The 15,055-nt window shown below is 70.7% G+C and carries 14 protein-coding genes and 1 pseudogene; 9 read left to right on the top strand and 6 right to left on the bottom strand.

All coding sequences use genetic code 11. The features are described from left to right. Window positions 1-16 precede the first annotated feature (16 nt). From BEN78_16190 to BEN78_16170, 5 genes are read left to right on the top strand one after another with little or no spacing between them, the layout of a single operon-like run. Complete coding sequence (locus BEN78_16190; protein ASR44676.1) at window positions 17-2,113, top strand: glycoside hydrolase; 2,097 nt, start codon at window positions 17-19, stop codon at window positions 2,111-2,113. Further along, window positions 2,110-3,021: an EamA-like transporter family protein gene (locus BEN78_16185; protein ID ASR44675.1), complete on the top strand. Its 912-nt coding sequence runs from the start codon at window positions 2,110-2,112 to the stop codon at window positions 3,019-3,021. Before BEN78_16190 ends, BEN78_16185 begins: the two co-directional genes overlap by 4 nt. Before the next feature lie 29 nt (window positions 3,022-3,050). After that, window positions 3,051-4,340: a D-tagatose-bisphosphate aldolase, class II, non-catalytic subunit gene (locus BEN78_16180; GenBank protein ASR44674.1), complete on the top strand. Its 1,290-nt coding sequence runs from the start codon at window positions 3,051-3,053 to the stop codon at window positions 4,338-4,340. Beyond that, on the top strand, window positions 4,327-5,487 hold the full coding sequence (locus tag BEN78_16175; protein ID ASR44673.1) for a sugar isomerase: 1,161 nt from the start codon (window positions 4,327-4,329) through the stop codon (window positions 5,485-5,487). Before BEN78_16180 ends, BEN78_16175 begins: the two co-directional genes overlap by 14 nt. Beyond that, a complete protein-coding gene (locus tag BEN78_16170) occupies window positions 5,484-6,449 on the top strand; it encodes an N-acetylglucosamine kinase (GenBank protein ASR44672.1) in 966 nt (321 codons plus the stop codon). Before BEN78_16175 ends, BEN78_16170 begins: the two co-directional genes overlap by 4 nt. 17 nt (window positions 6,450-6,466) lie before the next feature. On the opposite strand, the gene BEN78_16165 is transcribed toward BEN78_16170, so the two are convergent. Then, the gene (locus BEN78_16165) at window positions 6,467-7,297 is read right to left on the bottom strand and encodes a plasmid replication/partition related protein (protein ASR44671.1); all 831 of its coding nucleotides are present in this window, start codon (window positions 7,295-7,297) and stop codon (window positions 6,467-6,469) included. Between the two features lie 158 nt (window positions 7,298-7,455). Here BEN78_16165 and BEN78_16160 point away from each other — a divergent pair, with 158 nt between their 5' ends. Continuing rightward, complete coding sequence (locus BEN78_16160; protein ID ASR44670.1) at window positions 7,456-8,739, top strand: hypothetical protein; 1,284 nt, start codon at window positions 7,456-7,458, stop codon at window positions 8,737-8,739. Between the two features lie 7 nt (window positions 8,740-8,746). On the opposite strand, the pseudogene BEN78_16155 reads toward BEN78_16160, so the two are convergent. Beyond that, window positions 8,747-9,717: pseudogene (locus BEN78_16155) on the bottom strand (multidrug DMT transporter permease). A 76-nt stretch (window positions 9,718-9,793) separates the two neighbouring features. After that, window positions 9,794-10,543 (bottom strand): transcriptional regulator, encoded by a 750-nt coding sequence (locus BEN78_16150; GenBank protein ASR45199.1) that lies wholly within the window; start codon window positions 10,541-10,543, stop codon window positions 9,794-9,796. Window positions 10,544-10,796: 253 nt separating this feature from the next. Here BEN78_16150 and BEN78_16145 point away from each other — a divergent pair, with 253 nt between their 5' ends. Further along, on the top strand, window positions 10,797-11,486 hold the full coding sequence (locus tag BEN78_16145; protein ASR44669.1) for a hypothetical protein: 690 nt from the start codon (window positions 10,797-10,799) through the stop codon (window positions 11,484-11,486). A 291-nt stretch (window positions 11,487-11,777) separates the two neighbouring features. On the opposite strand, the gene BEN78_16140 is transcribed toward BEN78_16145, so the two are convergent. After that, window positions 11,778-12,338, bottom strand: a complete 561-nt coding sequence (locus tag BEN78_16140; GenBank protein ASR44668.1) for a hypothetical protein — start codon at window positions 12,336-12,338, stop codon at window positions 11,778-11,780. A gap of 98 nt (window positions 12,339-12,436) precedes the next feature. Between BEN78_16140 and BEN78_16135 the strand changes: the two genes are divergently transcribed. Further along, window positions 12,437-12,847 carry a hemerythrin gene (locus BEN78_16135; protein ID ASR44667.1) on the top strand — a complete coding sequence of 137 codons (411 nt, stop codon included), beginning with the start codon at window positions 12,437-12,439 and terminating at the stop codon, window positions 12,845-12,847. On the opposite strand, the gene BEN78_16130 is transcribed toward BEN78_16135, so the two are convergent. Beyond that, window positions 12,844-13,512 (bottom strand): transcriptional regulator, encoded by a 669-nt coding sequence (locus tag BEN78_16130; protein ID ASR44666.1) that lies wholly within the window; start codon window positions 13,510-13,512, stop codon window positions 12,844-12,846. The genes BEN78_16135 and BEN78_16130 overlap by 4 nt on opposite strands. Before the next feature lie 67 nt (window positions 13,513-13,579). Between BEN78_16130 and BEN78_16125 the strand changes: the two genes are divergently transcribed. Beyond that, on the top strand, window positions 13,580-14,455 hold the full coding sequence (locus BEN78_16125) for an oxidoreductase (GenBank protein ASR44665.1): 876 nt from the start codon (window positions 13,580-13,582) through the stop codon (window positions 14,453-14,455). A 22-nt stretch (window positions 14,456-14,477) separates the two neighbouring features. On the opposite strand, the gene BEN78_16120 is transcribed toward BEN78_16125, so the two are convergent. After that, complete coding sequence (locus BEN78_16120) at window positions 14,478-14,945, bottom strand: hypothetical protein (GenBank protein ID ASR44664.1); 468 nt, start codon at window positions 14,943-14,945, stop codon at window positions 14,478-14,480. Window positions 14,946-15,055: the final 110 nt, after the last annotated feature.

Here is a 15,055-nt window from a genome sequence, read left to right as displayed (position 1 = left end):
AGGGAGAACCCGGCACATGCTGCCCGTCCGACGTCGTACCGTGCTCAAGCTCGTCTCCGGCACCGCGGCCTATGCCGCCGCATTGCCGTTGGTCCAGGCCGCCTCACCGGCCACCGCCGCCCAGGCTCGCGCGATCGCGCACGACAGCCTGCTGTCGCTCGAATTCGATGCGGCGTTGCGCAGTCGGGTGCTGGCGCGCGGCGAGCCGATCACCGGCTTCGACCCCAGCGAGGCCTTGTTGCTGGCCGACGGCCGCGCGATCGAACAGTTCGCATTCGTCGACGAGCGGGTGGAGCGGGTCCGCAGTGGACGTCATGGCCCGGGGCGCCGGCATGTCGTGCGCGGCCGCTCGGAAGAAGGCATCGACAAGACCGTGGAGCTGACCTTCCACGAGCGTCATCCGGGGCTGGCGGTGCTGCGCACGCGCTACCGCAATGGCGGCCAGACGCCGCTTGAGATCGCCGGGTGGCGCAACGCGGCGCATGCGATGGCCGACGCCGGTGACGGCTTCTGGAGTTTCTCTGGCGCCACGCATACCGACCGTCGCGACTGGGTGCAGCCGCTGACCGAAGGCTTCGCGCAGCGCAATACGCTGGCGATGGATTCCTCCGACTACGGCGGCGGCACGCCGGTCGCCAACATCTGGCGCCGCGACGTGGGGCTGGCAGTGGGCCATGTCGAGCCCAAGCCGCGGTTGCTCGATCTGCCGGTGGCGCGCGAGGCCGACGGCGGGGCGCGCATCGCGATCGAAAGCACGCGCGCCGCCACGCTGGCACCGGGCGAGACGCTGGAGAGCGACCGCTGCTTTGTGGCCGTCCATACCGGCGACTACTTCGGCGTGCTGCAGCACTACAGCCGCTGGATGGCCGACGAAGGCATCGCGGCGCCGGAGGTCCCGGCCTCGGCGTTCGCGCCGATCTGGTGTGCCTGGGGCTATGAGCGCGACTTCACCACCGAACAAGTGCTGGGCACCTTGCCGAAGGTGAAAGAGCTGGGCCTGGAGTGGGTGGTGCTCGACGACGGCTGGCAGACCAACGAGGGCGACTGGCAGATCGACACGCGCAAGTTCCCGCGCGGTGAGGCGGACATGATCGCCTTCGTGCAGGCGATCAAGGCCCAGGGCCTGCGCCCGCGGCTGTGGCTGGCGCCGCTGGCCGCCGATCCGGGCAGCGAAGTCCTTTACCGCCACACCGACATGCTGTTGCTCGACCGCGATGGCGCCAGCCAGAACGTGACCTGGTGGAACGCCTTCACCCAGTGCCCGGGCTATCAGCCGACGGTGGATTTCTACGTGGCGCTGGTCACCAAGATCATCGGCGAATGGGGCTTCGAGGGCCTCAAGCTCGACGGCCAGCATCTCAATGCGGTTGCGCCTTGCTACAACCCCGCGCACCACCACGCCGACCCGATGGAATCGTGCGAAGCGGTCGCGACATTCTGGCAGGCGATCTACGATGCCGCGCACGCGGCCAACCCCGATGCGGTAGTCGAGCTGTGCCCCTGCGGCACCGCGTTCGCGTTCCACAACCTGCCGGCAACCGATCAGTACCCCTCGTCCGATCCGCTGTCGTCGTGGCAGGTGCGCCACAAGGGCAAAACGATCAAGGCATTGATCGGCAAGCGCGGCAGCTACGCCGGCGATCACGTCGAACTGGCCGACGGCGGCGCGGATTTCGCGTCCAGCGTCGGCATCGGTGCGGTGATCTCGACCAAGTTCACATGGCCGGCGGACATCCCCGAGCCGAAGCTGGACATGCCGCCGGGCGGGCTGGTGCTGGGCGCCGAGAAGGAAGCCTTGTGGCGCAAGTGGATCGACCTGTATCGCGCGCACATGCTGCCCAAGGGCGACTATCTGGGCACGCTGTACGACATCGGCTTCGACCGGCCCGAGACCCATGTCATCGGCAAGGACGGCGCGCTGTACTACGCGTTCTACGCCGAGCGCTGGGACGGTCCGCTGCAGTTGCGTGGGCTCGGCCGGGGCCGCTACCGGGTGCGCAATCTGTTCGACGGGACTGAGCTTGGCACGGTCGACGCACGCAGCGACACCTTGGCCTCGGTGCCGTTCGAGACCTTCGCGCTGCTGCAGGCCACGCCGGACGGCGCGGCATGAGCGCGGTCGCCGCAGCGGTGCCCGGTGGCCGCGCCTGGCTGGGCTTTGCGATGGCCACGGTGGTGCTGTGGGGCGTGTGGGGCGCGCTGTCGGGCCTGACCGCCAGCCCCGCCTTTCCCGAAACGCTGGTCTACTGCGTGTGGGCGCTGACGATGGTGCCGCCGGCGCTGTTCGTGCTGTGGCGCAACGGCTGGCGCGTGGACCGCAGTCCGCGGGCGATCGTCTACGGGCTGCTGATCGGTCTGCTCGGCGCCGGTGGGCAGATGCTGCTGTTCAAGGCGCTGGCCGGCGGACCGGCGTACTTCATCTTCCCGATCATCTCGCTGTCGCCGGTGATCACGATCGCGCTGTCGTTCACGCTGCTGCGCGAGCGCACCACGCGGGTCGGCGCGGTCGGCGTGGTGCTCGCGCTGCTGGCGTTGCCGCTGCTGGATCTGTCGCTGGGCAGCGCGGAAGGCGAGGGCGTGGGCTGGTTCGTGCTGTCGCTGTTGATCATGCTCGCCTGGGGCGTGCAGGCCTACTTCATGAAGCGTGCCAACACCGTCGTGCGCGCGGAGAGCATCTTCTTCTACATGATGATCGGCGCTCTGGCGCTGGTGCCGGTGGCCTGGCGGATGACCGACTTCGGCCAACCGATCGCTACCGGCCTGCAGGGGCCGTGGCTGGTTGCCGCGATCCAGGTGCTCAATGCGATCGGCGCGCTGTGTCTGGTCTATGCGTTCCGCTACGGCAAGGCGATCGTCGTCGCGCCGTTGACCAATGCCGGCGGTCCTTTGATCACCGCCGCGCTGTCGCTGCTGCTGGCCGGCGTGGTGCCGGGCCCGCTGAAGCTGGTCGGGCTGGCGATGGCGCTGGTCGCCTCGGTGCTGCTGGCGCTCGAGCCCGAACGCCCGACCCCGGCCGACTGACGCCCTTTTCCAACGACACGAGGACCGCGATGCACGCTCTGCTCGAGCTGGTTGCCCGCCATCGGCGTGGCGACGCCGCCGGCATCACCTCCATCTGCTGCGCCCATCCCCTGGTGCTGGAGGCCGCGCTGCGCCATGCCCAGCGTCACGCCCTGCCGCTGGTGCTGGTCGAGGCGACCTGCAACCAAGTCAACCAGGACGGCGGCTACACCGGCATGACCCCGGCCGACTTCGTCGCTTTCGTTGGCGGCATTGCCGAGCGGGTTGGCATGGACCCGGCGCGCATCGCGCTTGGCGGCGATCACCTGGGCCCCAATCCCTGGACCGCGCTCGACGCCGAGGCGGCGATGGCCAAGGCCGAGACGATGGTCGCCGCCTACGTCGCCGCAGGCTTTCGCAAACTCCACCTCGATTGCTCGATGGCCTGCGCCGACGATCCGGTGCCATTGCCCGAGGCGACGATCGTCGAACGCGCGGTGCGGCTGTGCCGCGCGGCCGAGGCCGCCTATGCGCAGGCCGGCGGCGAGCCGCCGGTCTATGTGATCGGCACCGAAGTGCCGGTGCCCGGCGGCGCGACCGAGGCCATCGAGGGCCTGGCGGTGACCGCGCCCGAGGCCGCGCTGGCGACGATCGACGCTCACCGGGATGCATTCGCAGCCGCCGGCCTGCAGGCGGCGTGGACGCGGGTGATCGCCTCGGTGGTGCAGCCGGGCGTGGAGTTCGACCACCACCAGGTCATCGACTACGTGCCGGCCGCCGCGTGCGCGCTCAGCGCCGCGATCGAGCAGGTCCCGGGCCTGGTGTTCGAGGCGCATTCGACCGACTACCAGACTCCCGATGCACTGGCCGCGCTGGTGCACGATCACTTCGCGATCCTCAAGGTCGGCCCCGGCCTGACCTTCGCGCTGCGCGAGGCGCTGTGGGCGCTGGATGCGATCGAGCGCGAGTGGATCGCCCCGGACCGGCGTGCGCAGTTGCGCGAGACCGCATTGGCCCGGATGCGCGCGCAGCCCGGTCACTGGCAGCGCTACTACCACGCCCAGGGCGATGCACTGACTATCGACCTGCAGTACAGCCTCAGCGATCGCATCCGCTACTACTGGCCGGATCCTGCGATCGAGGCGGCCTGCCAGCAGTTGTTCGCCAACCTGCGCCAGAGCCCGCCGCCGATGCCGCTGGTCGGCCAGTACCTGCCGCAGGCGCTGCGCGCGCTGCGTGCCGACCGCGCATCACTCGATCCCGCCGCCCTCGTGATGGCCCACATCGCCATCGCCCTCGACGACTACCGCCATGCCTGCGTCCCCGATGCCCAGCCCTGAACACCTCGGCCTGCCCGAATCCGACCTGGCCGCCAGCGGCGCGCTGTGGACCGCGCGCGAAATCGAGCAGCAGCCGCGCATGCTCCTGCGTACCCATGCGCTGGTCGCCGAGATGGCCGAATCGCTCGCCGCCTTCATCGCGCCGGTGTCGGGCGACCCGACGGCGCGGGTGATCCTGACCGGCGCCGGCACCTCGGCCTACATCGGCGAATGCCTGGCGCCGTGGCTCGACCGCACACTCGCCGCGCGCGTCGATGCGGTGCCCACGACCGACCTGGTCAGCGCGCCGCAGCTGTATCTCGATCCGGATCGCCCGCTGCTGCTGGTGTCGTTCGGGCGCTCGGGCAACAGCCCCGAGAGCGTCGCGGCGGTGGAACTGGCCGAGGCGCTGGTCGGCGAGGTGCGCCACCTGGTGGTGACCTGCAATGCTGACGGGGCGCTGGGGCGGGTCGCGGTGCGGCAGTCGATGACGCTGCTGCTGCCACCGGAAACCCACGATGTCAGCTTCGCGATGACCTCGAGCTTCAGTTGCATGATGCTCGCGACGCTGGCCGCGCTGTGCGGGCCGCACACATTGGAGACGCGTGTGCACGCGATCGCCGCTGCGACCGAGGGCGTGCTGCAGCAGGCGCGCGGGCTGACCCAGGAATTGGCGCTGTGCGGGTTCGAGCGCGTGGTGTATCTCGGCAGCGCGCTGTTCAAGGGCCTGGCGCGCGAGGCTGCGCTCAAGCTGGGCGAACTGAGCAATGGCGCCATCGCGACCTGCTTCGAATCGCCGATGGGCTTCCGCCACGGCCCCAAGACCTTCGTCACCGCGCGCACGCTGGTGGTGGTGTTCGTGTCCAACGACCCGCTGACCCGGCGCTACGATCTCGACCTGCTCAACGAGCTGCGCAGCGACGGCGTGGCCGCCCGCGTGATCGAAGTCACCGCCGCCGCGCCGCATGGTCCGGCGCGCGATGCGGTGCGCGTGACCGGGCTCGAACGCACCCACGATCTCGACCTGCTGTGGCCCTATGTCGCCGTGGCGCAACTGTTCGCCTTCCACGCCTCGCGGGCGCTGGGCGTGCGGCCCGACAGCCCGAACGCACAGGGCACGGTGAACCGGGTCGTGCAAGGCGTGCGCCTGTACCCGCTGGTGCCATGAGCGGCGCGTCCTACTACCTGGGCGTCGATGGCGGCGGCACCAAGACCCGCTTCGTGCTGCTCGATGGCGAAGGCGGCGTGCGCGCCGAGGTCCAGCGCGGCACGGCCTATCACCCGCAGATCGGCCTCGATGGCGTGCGTGCGTTGCTGGCCGACGGCATCGACGCGGTCACCCGGCAGGCGCAGGCGACACCGGACGGGATCGCCTATGCCTTCTTCGGTCTGCCGGCGCATGGCGAGGACGCCGCGGCCACGCCGCAGCTCGATGCGATGCCCGAGGCACTGCTCGGCCATCGGCGCTATCGCTGCGACAACGACATGGTCTGCGGCTGGGCGGGATCGCTGGCCTGCGCGGACGGCATCAACATCGTCGCGGGTACCGGCTCGATCGCCTACGGCCAGCGGCAGGGGCGCCAGGCGCGGGCCGGCGGCTGGGGTGAGGTGTTCTCCGACGAGGGCTCGGCGTACTGGATCGCGATCCAGGGCCTCAATGCCTTCTCGCGCATGAGCGATGGCCGACTGCCGCGCGGGCCCTTGCATGCAGCCCTGCGTGCGCATTTCGATCTCGCCGACGACCTCGATCTGTGCGCGCGGGTGTACGGCGCGCAGGCGTTGACGCGCGACCGGATCGCGCAGTTGTCGCTGCAGGTCGCCCAAGCAGCTGAGGCGGGCGACGCGGTGGCGCGCGCGATCTTCGAGCGGGCGGGGCAGGAACTGGCGGCGATCGTCGATGCGGTGCGCCGCGCGCTCGAATTCGGCGATGACGCCCAGGTGCCCGTGACCTGCTCAGGCGGTGCCTTCGGTGCGGGGGCGCTGCTGCAGGCGCCGCTGGCGGCGGCCTTGCAGGCCACCGGTGTCGGCTTCGAGCTGCGGGCACCACGTTACGCGCCGCATCACGGTGCGGCGCTGTACGCGATGCGGCTGGCCGGGCATCCGCTGCCCGGCACGATCGCGGCCGCCTGAGCCGGCGGTCGCGCCGGTCAGCCGCGCAGGCGCAGCAACTGCGCCTGCAGTGTCTCGACCTGGGCGCGCAGTTGCGCGTTCTCGCGTTCGAGCGCATCGACGCGCCGCTGCAATGCGCGCGCGTCGGGGGCGGTCTCGCCCTCGGCGGTCTCGCCATCCTCACCTTCGCGGGGGGCGCGCGGGCGCTTCTTTGCATCGCGGGCACGCTTGGCGGCCTGCTTGAGCTCGGCCTTGCCGGCCTGCGCCGCGCTGCGTTGCTCGTCCTCGGGCAGGCTGGCGACCGCGGCTGCGGCACTGATCGAGATCTCGCCGGCCTTCAGCGCTTCGACCACCTCGGGTGTCGCCTGGGCGTGGATGCGCTCGATCATCATGACCTGGTTGGCGCTGAGCCTGGCTTCGCGCGCCAGATCGGCGCGGGTGGCGGGCACGGGCGTGTCGTCCCACGGCGGGCGGTCGTCGTCTTCGGGCGCGGCGGTGGCCGCCTCGTCGTTTGCAGGTGGCGGCGCTTCGAGCCGGGCCTGCTGGCGCGCCTCCAGGATCGTGCGCTTGCGCAGCGCGAGCACGCCGCGCTGGTAGTCCGACACGCTGCGCCGGCCCAGGTGCTGCTCGATCATCCACAGATGGACATCGTCCATCGACTTGAAACGGGTGTTCTGCACGGTCTCGAAGGGAATCCCGTGCTTCTGGCAGATGCCGTAACGGTTGTGGCCGTCGACGAGCACGTTGCCCCACAGCACCAGCGCATCGCGGCAGCCCTCGGCGAGCAGACTGCGCTCGAGCGCCTCGTGCTCGTCGGGCGTCAGCGGATCGATGTAGGCCTTCAGGGCGTCGACGACGACGATGTTCATGCGGCTCCGGGGGCGACGGGGGGCGCGCATTGTAGGCGGCGTGGCCGGCGCCGGGCAGCGGCTGCCTTCGCGCGGGCGGTGCGGGGCCGGCATGACGCACCGCGCCGCGGTGCCTGGGTATGCTCGTCGGCGTGCCGAGCCCAGGATCTGCGCCGCCAATGACGCCGTCTTCCCGCGACCCGTACCCCGACGCGCTGCGCGCTGGCGCCTTGCTGCTGGTCGTGTTCGGGCACTGGATCGCAACCTTGCCGCGCATGGCCGACGGCATGCTGGTCGACACCGACCACCTGCTCGCGGCCTGGGACGCGGCCGGCTGGCTGACCTGGATCGTGCAGGTCGTGCCGCTGTTCGTGTTCGTCTCGGCGGCGGTCAGTGCCGACAGCGTGGCCCGGCGGGCGGCGCAGGGCACGCAGGTGCAATGGTGGGCGGGCCGGGCGCTGGGTCTGGCGCGGCCGACGCTGACCTACCTGGGGGTGCTCGCCGCGATCGCGGTGCTCGCCTGGCTGTCGGGCGGTCATCTGCTGGCGGTGTTCGACCGCTCGCTGACGATCCACCTGTGGTTCCTGTTGATGCTGCTCAGCGTGCAGGCGCTGCTGCCGTGGTGCCTGCGCCTGGATGCGCGCCTGGGCCTGGGCGCGGTCGCCGGGCTGGTCCTCGTGGCCGGCGTTCTCGACATGGTCCGCGCCGGGGCGACATCGGCCGGTGCGCTGCGCACACTCGGTCAGCTGGCGACCGAGCGGCCGGCCGGCATCGCCTGGCTCAACATGCTGGTGGTGTGGCTGATTCCGCAGCAGTTGGGCATCGCGTGGAAGCGCGGGCGCTTCCGCGGCCCGGCGACCGGTGCCGGCCTGCTGCTGCTCGGCGCGGCCTGGCTGGCGCTGGCGATCGCTGTCGGCTATCCGGTCGCGATGGTCGGCGTGACGCTGGCCGGCAACAACATGCTGCCGCCCACGCTGGCGCTGATCGGGGTGATGTGGCTGCAGGTGGGCCTGGTGCTGCTGTGCGAGCCGCTGGCGCGGCGGGTGCTCAGCGGCCGTGCGCCGGCCAGGGCGATCGCGGTGCTCGGCGCACTCGGCATGCCGCTGTACCTGTGGCACAAGCTCGCCGAACTGCCGGCCGCCTGGCTGGGCGAGCGATTGGGATTGCCGATCGATGCCGGACTGCCCGGCGAGGCGGGCTTCTGGCTCGGACGTGCAGGCTGGATCGCGCTGTGCCTGGCGATGGTCGCACCGCTGATCGCGCTGGTCGTACGTTTCGAGCTGCGGCGCGACCGTGATGTGGCGGCGACCGATCGACGCGTCGATGTGATGCTCGGCGGCGTGGCGCTGTATGCCGGCCTGGGCGCTGCGCTGGCATTGGGCGCGTGGCCGGGCGCCGCGATCGGGGCGGTTGCGGTGGCCCTGGCATCGTGGCGCCTACGGCGGCGCGGCGACCGGCATTGACGGCGGCTCAGCGGGCGGGCGCGTCGCCGATCGCGGCCGGCGGCGCCCGATGCGCGGCCAGGCACGTGACCACGCTCAGCGCCACCAGCACGAACGCGATGGCTTCCAGCAATGTGGGCAGGCGGCGTTCCCAGACAAAGCCGTAGAGCAGGGCGAACAGCGTCTCGAACAGGATCATCTGGCCGACCAGGGTCAGCGGCAGCAGCCGACTCATGCGGTTCCACAATGCGTTGCCGACCATCGACGCCAGCAAAGCCACGCCGGCCGACACCCCGATCAGCAAGGCCCAGGCCGAGGGCGGGTGCGGCACGCGGGGAGGGCCCAGGCCAGTGGCAGCAGTAGCGCAGTCAAGCCGCAGGTGACCACGCCGGTGAGCAGGTTCCACTCGTGGACGCTGACGTGCTGCAGCCGCGCCAGCCAGCGCGCATTGTTCACCGCAAAGCACGTCCAGGCGGCCAGCGCGCCCACGCCGCACGCCAGCCCCAGCAACTGCCGACCGACGGTGTCCGCCGCCGGCATCGCCAGGGCCTGCCAGCCGATGCACAGCACGCCGGCCGCAGCCAACAACAGCGACGGCGCAAGCCGGCGCAACGGCACGGCGCCTCGGTCGCGGCTGCCGACCAAGGTGACTGCGACCGGCAGGAAGCCGATGACCAACGAGGTCATCGCGATGCCACCCAACTGCACTGCGCTTGCCAGCAGCAGGTAGTAGAGGACGTTGCCGGTGAATGCCAGCCAGACCAGGCCGCGCCATTCCTTGCGGCCGAGCAGGCCCACCAGCCGCGTCCAGTGCGGTGCGATCAGCAGGATCGAGAACAGGCCATAGAACAGGTAGCGGCCGATGGTCAGGTCCAGCGGCCGGAAGTCGCGTACCAGTGCCGGGGCCAGGAAGACCAGGCCCCACAGCGCGCCTGCGCCGATGCCGCAGGCGACGCCGGCGAGGGTGTTGTGTCGGGGGCGGGTGTGCAGCGTGTCCATGCGCGGCACGATAGGCGCGATCGGTAACGCCGTCTTGACTTGGTCTCGCGTCGTTCTGGGCCGGGACTCGTGTCCGTCAGCCGCGCGTCTGGCGGCGCAGTTGCGCGGGCGTTTGACCGTCCGCGCGCCGCATCGCGCGGGTCAGCGCGCTCTGGTCGGCGTAACCGCAGCAGTAGGCGACCTCGGCGATCGGCAGCGCGGTGCGCACGAGCAGGTCGCGGGCCCGCCCGAGCCGCAGGGCCGACAGCCAGGCACGTGGCGTGGTGCCCAGTTCCTGCTGGAACAGCGCATGCACACGACTGGCGCTCATGCCGAGCTGGGCGGCCATCGTCTGGGCGGTCCAGGCATGCGCCGGCTGTGCCTCGACTCTCGCCAGCAATGGCGCAAGCCGGGCGCGCGGCCGCGGTGGCTCGCCGATCAGGGTGTCGAGCAACAGCGGGATCCACAGCCGGAGGCGATGCGCGGACACGCTGCCGCGCAGGGTCAGCGCTTCCATGTAGTCGACGAGGCTGCGCGCTTCGGGGGCCAGCGCGACATAGGGCCGACGCGCCAGACAATCGGCGATCCGTGGGTCGAGGTCGCCGGCGTGCAGGTCGAGAATGATCGAGCGGTTCGCGGCGTCGCTGATCTGGTCGTGCCGGGCGCCGGCCTCGACGAAGGCGCCGAGACTGCGATTGAGCCGGGCCCCGGCCCCGGCGATGTCCATGTGCAGTTGGCCGTCGAGTGGCAGCACCACCTGCGCGAAATCGTGGCGATCGACCTGACTGTCCGCGCCGTAGGAGCGGATGGCAATCGGCAGGGTGGGAGCGGGGAGGGCCATGGGGATGCGGAAGGCGGGACGGGCCGATGCTAGCGCAGGGGCCCGGCACGATGCAGGCTGGACGGCATGCGGGTTGGTGACCCTGCGGGGCGCGACAGGGACCTGTGCACGGCGCGATCGTCGTCCTTGCGGTACGACATGAACGGGGCAGAGGACGGCGGGTGCGCAGAAAGTGCCGTGGCGCCGGCGCGCGGCTTCACCGCCTGCGGCGGGCATGACGCCCAGCATCGCGTTTCCTGTCCTGCTATGGAGTGCGACCATGAATCTTCGTCCGACCCTGCTGGTGGCTTCGCTCGCGTTCGCGCTGTCGGCATGCGGCGACCGCGCCGCCGATGATCACCAGGCTGCCGCCACACCGGGCACCCCGCCTGCTGCCGGGCCGACCACCGACGACAGCGCGGCCATGGGCACCGGCCCGGCCGACACGATGGCCCCAGGCGATGCCCAGACTGGGACCGGTGCCGCGACTGCATTGGCACCGGCGGATCGCAAGGCGCTGCTGGCAGTGATCGAGGTCGATCGGCACGAGATCGCAGCCGCGCAGGATGCGCTGAAGAAGGGCGTCGGCGAGCGCGCGCGTGCGTACGCCGAGCAATTGCGCACCGACCACGAGCGCAGCATGCAGACCACCCAGGCGATGCTCGACGGCAAAAGCGAGAGCGCAAGCGCATCCCCGCAGCCGGCGGCATCCGACGACCCGGCGCTGACCGCCGAGCGTCGTCAGCACGACACCGAGCGCCAGCGTCTGGAGGGACTCGATGGCGAGGCCTTCGAGACTGCGTGGATCGACGCGATGGTCAAGGGCCACCAGGCCGCGCTGGACAAGCTCGATCGCGAGCTGATCCCGCAGGCCAGTGCCGGCGATGTGCGCAGCCACCTGGAGAGCACGCGCAAGACGATCGCCGGCCACCTCGAGCAGGCCCAGGCGCTGCAGAAGCCCGCGTCCTGAGTTCAACTCGCCATGAGGGGGCAATGCGTGCCGTGCCCACCCAGCCCTCCACCCGCAAAGGGCGCAATGCCGCGCGGGCGGGGAGGGCTCGTACGTACAGTCGCTACCGCCCGCGCGTGCGGGGAAAGGACTGGTAAGCCGGGTAATGAACTCCCCCGCTTGCGGGGGAAGGAGCTCGCAAGCACATCGCGACGGCCGCGCTTGCGCAGAAAGGACTGGCAAGCATCGGGAGTGCCTCCCCCGCCTGCGGGGGAGGTCGGCGCGCCTGGCGCGCCGGGTGGGGGTGAGGCTTTACGCCTCTGGCGCGAACAAGTCATCTTGCGGCGGTGCAGGCGCGCTGTAGTCCAGTCGTCCGTCGACGATGCGCGCGGCTGCGGTCCAGGGATGCGGCTGCGATTTGCCCGGTCCCATCAGATGCACCACCTCCCAACCGCGGGCCTTGAAGTCGTCGGCGATCAGGCTGCGATGGCAACTCCACCACATCGCCTCGGCGCACATGCAGGCGGTGCGCTGCGTATGCGCGAGCGCCATCAGCCGCGTGCGCGCCTGCGCATACTCGGCGGTGTCCATGTAATCGGCGTAGCCACGAAAACTCGCGTTGCGCCAGGCCGTGTGCGGCGAATCGGCAAGCGCCTGCCGACGGCCACCCAGTTCGGGCATCGGCACGAAGACGATGCCGGCCTCGGGCAGGCTATGCGCGAGCGATTGCGCGGAAAAATGCGGATGGCGGCGCGAGCCGGGATGGCGACGGACGTCGACCAGCGCGGTGATGCCGTCGGCGCGCAACATGTCGATGAAGACCTCGATCGGCCGTGTCGAATGGCCGATCGTCCACAACTGAGGTGTGTGCATGCAGGCAGGCTAGCGCGTGTCGTGTGGAGCCGTGCTCAAGCCGTCGGCCCGTCGGCCGCTAACGACAGGCAACCCGCAGGTTTTTTTCGGAGGGCCGGATGGACATCCGCCGCTACCACCACGACCACGGCGAGATCGCCGCCCAGATCGATGCGCTGCGTGCGCTCGCCCATGCCGGCGTCGCCGACAACGCCGAAGCGATCTCCAGCCACATCATCGCCTTCGCCAGTCGCGTCAAGTTCCATCTCGCGGCCGAGGATCAGGTGCTCTATCCCACGCTCGCGCGCGCCGGCGATCCGGCGGTCGCGGCGATGGGCGCGCATTACCAGCAGGAGATGCAGGGGATCGCCGCCGAATTTGCCGAGTTCGTCGGCCAGTGGCGCGTGCCGTCCCGGGTCAAGGCCGACCCGGAGGGCTTCCGTGCCGGCGCCAACACGGTGCTGCGCGGCCTGTTCGAGCGGCTGCAGCGCGAGAACCGCGAGCTCTACCCGGCCGCCGAGCGGGTCTAAGGTCGGCGGTCGTCCGCGCCTTGCGTCGGCCCGTCCTGACGCCCCCGGTCCGCCTGCAGATAACCCGATAGCAGCCGTGTGAGTTCCGCGTCCAGGGTGATCGCGAACGCCGGGGGCGCATGTCCTTCGAGCAGTGCCCGGATCGGCCCGAGCAGGACGTTCAGGACGAAGACGGCAGTGGCCGTCGGATCGGCAATGCGGGCGTCGGGCGCGGTCGCGAGCATCTGCGCGATCGCCGCCACACTCCGTGCCTGCGTGCGCGCAACGAGTTCGATACCGCCGTGTTCGGCGGCGACGGCATACAGCGCCCTGGACTCAGCGGGATTGCGTAGTTTCGCGGCAACGATCGCGGTCACCAGCGCGCCGGCCATGTCCGCGACGGGCGAACCGCGTTTCGCATCGCATGCGCGCTGCACCGCGTCCGCGACGCCGTCAAGATGACGGGTGAGCACATCGGCGAGCAGCGCATCGCGATTGGGGTAGTACTGGTAGAGGCTGCCGACAGACATGCCGGCCCGTTCGGCGACGCGGGTCGTGGTGCAACGCGCCAGCCCCTCGCGCGTCAAAACCTGAATCGTGGCGACGTGCAGCGCATCGACGGTCGCGGTCGACCGGCGCTGGACCGGGCGTTTGCGAGGGGCGAGCGGGTCAGCGGCGGTCGCCATCGAATGCGAATTCCAAAGCTGAAGGAGTCTTCAGATACTACCGCGGTCCCCACACGCGAGGTTCGTCATGTCCCAGTCCCATACCGCCGGCACATTCCGCCTGGGGGATCGATCTGTGAAGCGGCTGGGCTACGGCGCGATGCAACTCGCCGGCCCCGGCGTGTTCGGTCCGCCCAAGGACCCCGCCGCGGCAGTGGCCGTGCTGCGCGAGGCGGTCGCCCTGGGCGTCGACCATATCGACACCAGCGATTTCTACGGCCCGCATGTCACCAACCGGATCATCCGCGAGGCACTGCACCCGTATCCCGACGACCTGACGATCGTGACCAAGATCGGCGCCCGCCGCGGCGACGACGCCTCCTGGCTGCCCGCGTTCTCGGCCGATGCGCTGACCCAGGCGGTGCACGACAACTTGCGCAACCTCGGCCTCGACGTGCTCGACGTGGTGAACCTCAGGATCATGCTGTCCGCGCACGGCCCGGCGGAAGGCTCGATCGAGGCACCGCTCGCGGTGCTGGCCGATCTGCAGCGGCAAGGGCTGGTGCGGCATATCGGCCTGAGCAACGTCACCGCGACCCAGGTGGCGCAGGCGCGCGGAATGGTCGAGGTGGTGTGCGTGCAGAACCTCTACAACATCGCGCACCGTGACGACGATGCGCTGATCGACGCGCTGGCCGCCGACGGTATCGCCTACGTGCCGTTCTTCCCACTGGGCGGATTCACGCCGCTGCAGTCCTCGACCCTGTCGGCGGTCGCCGATACGCTGGGCGCGACGCCGATGCAGGTCGCGCTGGCCTGGTTGCTGCGCCGCGCGCCGAATCTGCTGTTGATTCCCGGCACCTCATCGGTCGCGCACCTGCGCGAAAACCTGGCTGCCGCGGACCTGGTGCTGCCGGCCGCTGCGGTCGCGACCCTCGACGGCATCGCCGCCGGTTCGGCGTAGCGCATCAGGTCGGGCGGGCCGGTCAGCGTCGCCTGGCCAGCCAGCGGTCGAGCTGCCCGGCGAACGCTTGGCGATCGCGGGCGTGAAACGCGGCCGGCCCGCCGGTCTGTACGCCGGCGCCGCGCAGTTCGTCCATGAAGTCGCGGATCGACAGGCGCTCGGCGATGCTGTCGGATGTGAACGGCTGGCCGCGCGGGTCGATGGCCTGGGCGCCCAGCGCGAGCACGCGGGCGGCCAGCGGGATGTCCTGGGTCACCACCAGATCGCCGGCCCTCACGCGGGTGACGATGGCATCGTCAGCGGCATCGGGGCCGCCTTCGACCTGAAGCGCGCGCACGTGGCGCGAGGGTGGGCGCAGCCACTGGTTGGCGACCAGCGTGGCCGCGACCTGGGCGCGTTCGGCGGCGCGAAACAGAATGTCCTTGACCGGGCCCGGACAGGCGTCGGCATCGACCCAGATCCGCACGGGATCCGCGGCCGGCGCGGTCACTCGGCGGCGTCGGGCGTGGCCGGCGTGTCGCTGCGGCTCGCGTCGCGCTCGGCGCGCTTCTTGGCGTCCTTCTCGTCTTTCTTCTTCTTCTTGGCGAGTTCGCGCTGACG

This window comes from Xanthomonas citri pv. mangiferaeindicae (genome assembly GCA_002240395.1).
GTDB lineage: Bacteria > Pseudomonadota > Gammaproteobacteria > Xanthomonadales > Xanthomonadaceae > Luteimonas > Luteimonas citri_A.
Note: the sequence above shows the minus strand (reverse complement) of the source record. Positions and strands in the feature narration are given on the sequence as shown.

What these genes read in the sequence shown, in the direction of transcription:
- BEN78_16190 (ASR44676.1), top strand. Translation starts at nt 17, where the DNA reads ATGCTGCCCGTCCGACGTCGTACCGTGCTCAAGCTCGTCTCCGGCACC.
- BEN78_16140 (ASR44668.1), bottom strand. Translation starts at nt 12,338, where the DNA reads ATGCACACACCTCAGTTGTGGACGATCGGCCATTCGACACGGCCGATC.
- BEN78_16135 (ASR44667.1), top strand. Translation starts at nt 12,437, where the DNA reads ATGGACATCCGCCGCTACCACCACGACCACGGCGAGATCGCCGCCCAG.
- BEN78_16165 (ASR44671.1), bottom strand. Translation starts at nt 7,297, where the DNA reads ATGAACATCGTCGTCGTCGACGCCCTGAAGGCCTACATCGATCCGCTG.
- BEN78_16175 (ASR44673.1), top strand. Translation starts at nt 4,327, where the DNA reads ATGCCCAGCCCTGAACACCTCGGCCTGCCCGAATCCGACCTGGCCGCC.
- BEN78_16130 (ASR44666.1), bottom strand. Translation starts at nt 13,512, where the DNA reads ATGGCGACCGCCGCTGACCCGCTCGCCCCTCGCAAACGCCCGGTCCAG.
- BEN78_16170 (ASR44672.1), top strand. Translation starts at nt 5,484, where the DNA reads ATGAGCGGCGCGTCCTACTACCTGGGCGTCGATGGCGGCGGCACCAAG.
- BEN78_16180 (ASR44674.1), top strand. Translation starts at nt 3,051, where the DNA reads ATGCACGCTCTGCTCGAGCTGGTTGCCCGCCATCGGCGTGGCGACGCC.
- BEN78_16145 (ASR44669.1), top strand. Translation starts at nt 10,797, where the DNA reads ATGAATCTTCGTCCGACCCTGCTGGTGGCTTCGCTCGCGTTCGCGCTG.
- BEN78_16125 (ASR44665.1), top strand. Translation starts at nt 13,580, where the DNA reads ATGTCCCAGTCCCATACCGCCGGCACATTCCGCCTGGGGGATCGATCT.
- BEN78_16185 (ASR44675.1), top strand. Translation starts at nt 2,110, where the DNA reads ATGAGCGCGGTCGCCGCAGCGGTGCCCGGTGGCCGCGCCTGGCTGGGC.
- BEN78_16160 (ASR44670.1), top strand. Translation starts at nt 7,456, where the DNA reads ATGACGCCGTCTTCCCGCGACCCGTACCCCGACGCGCTGCGCGCTGGC.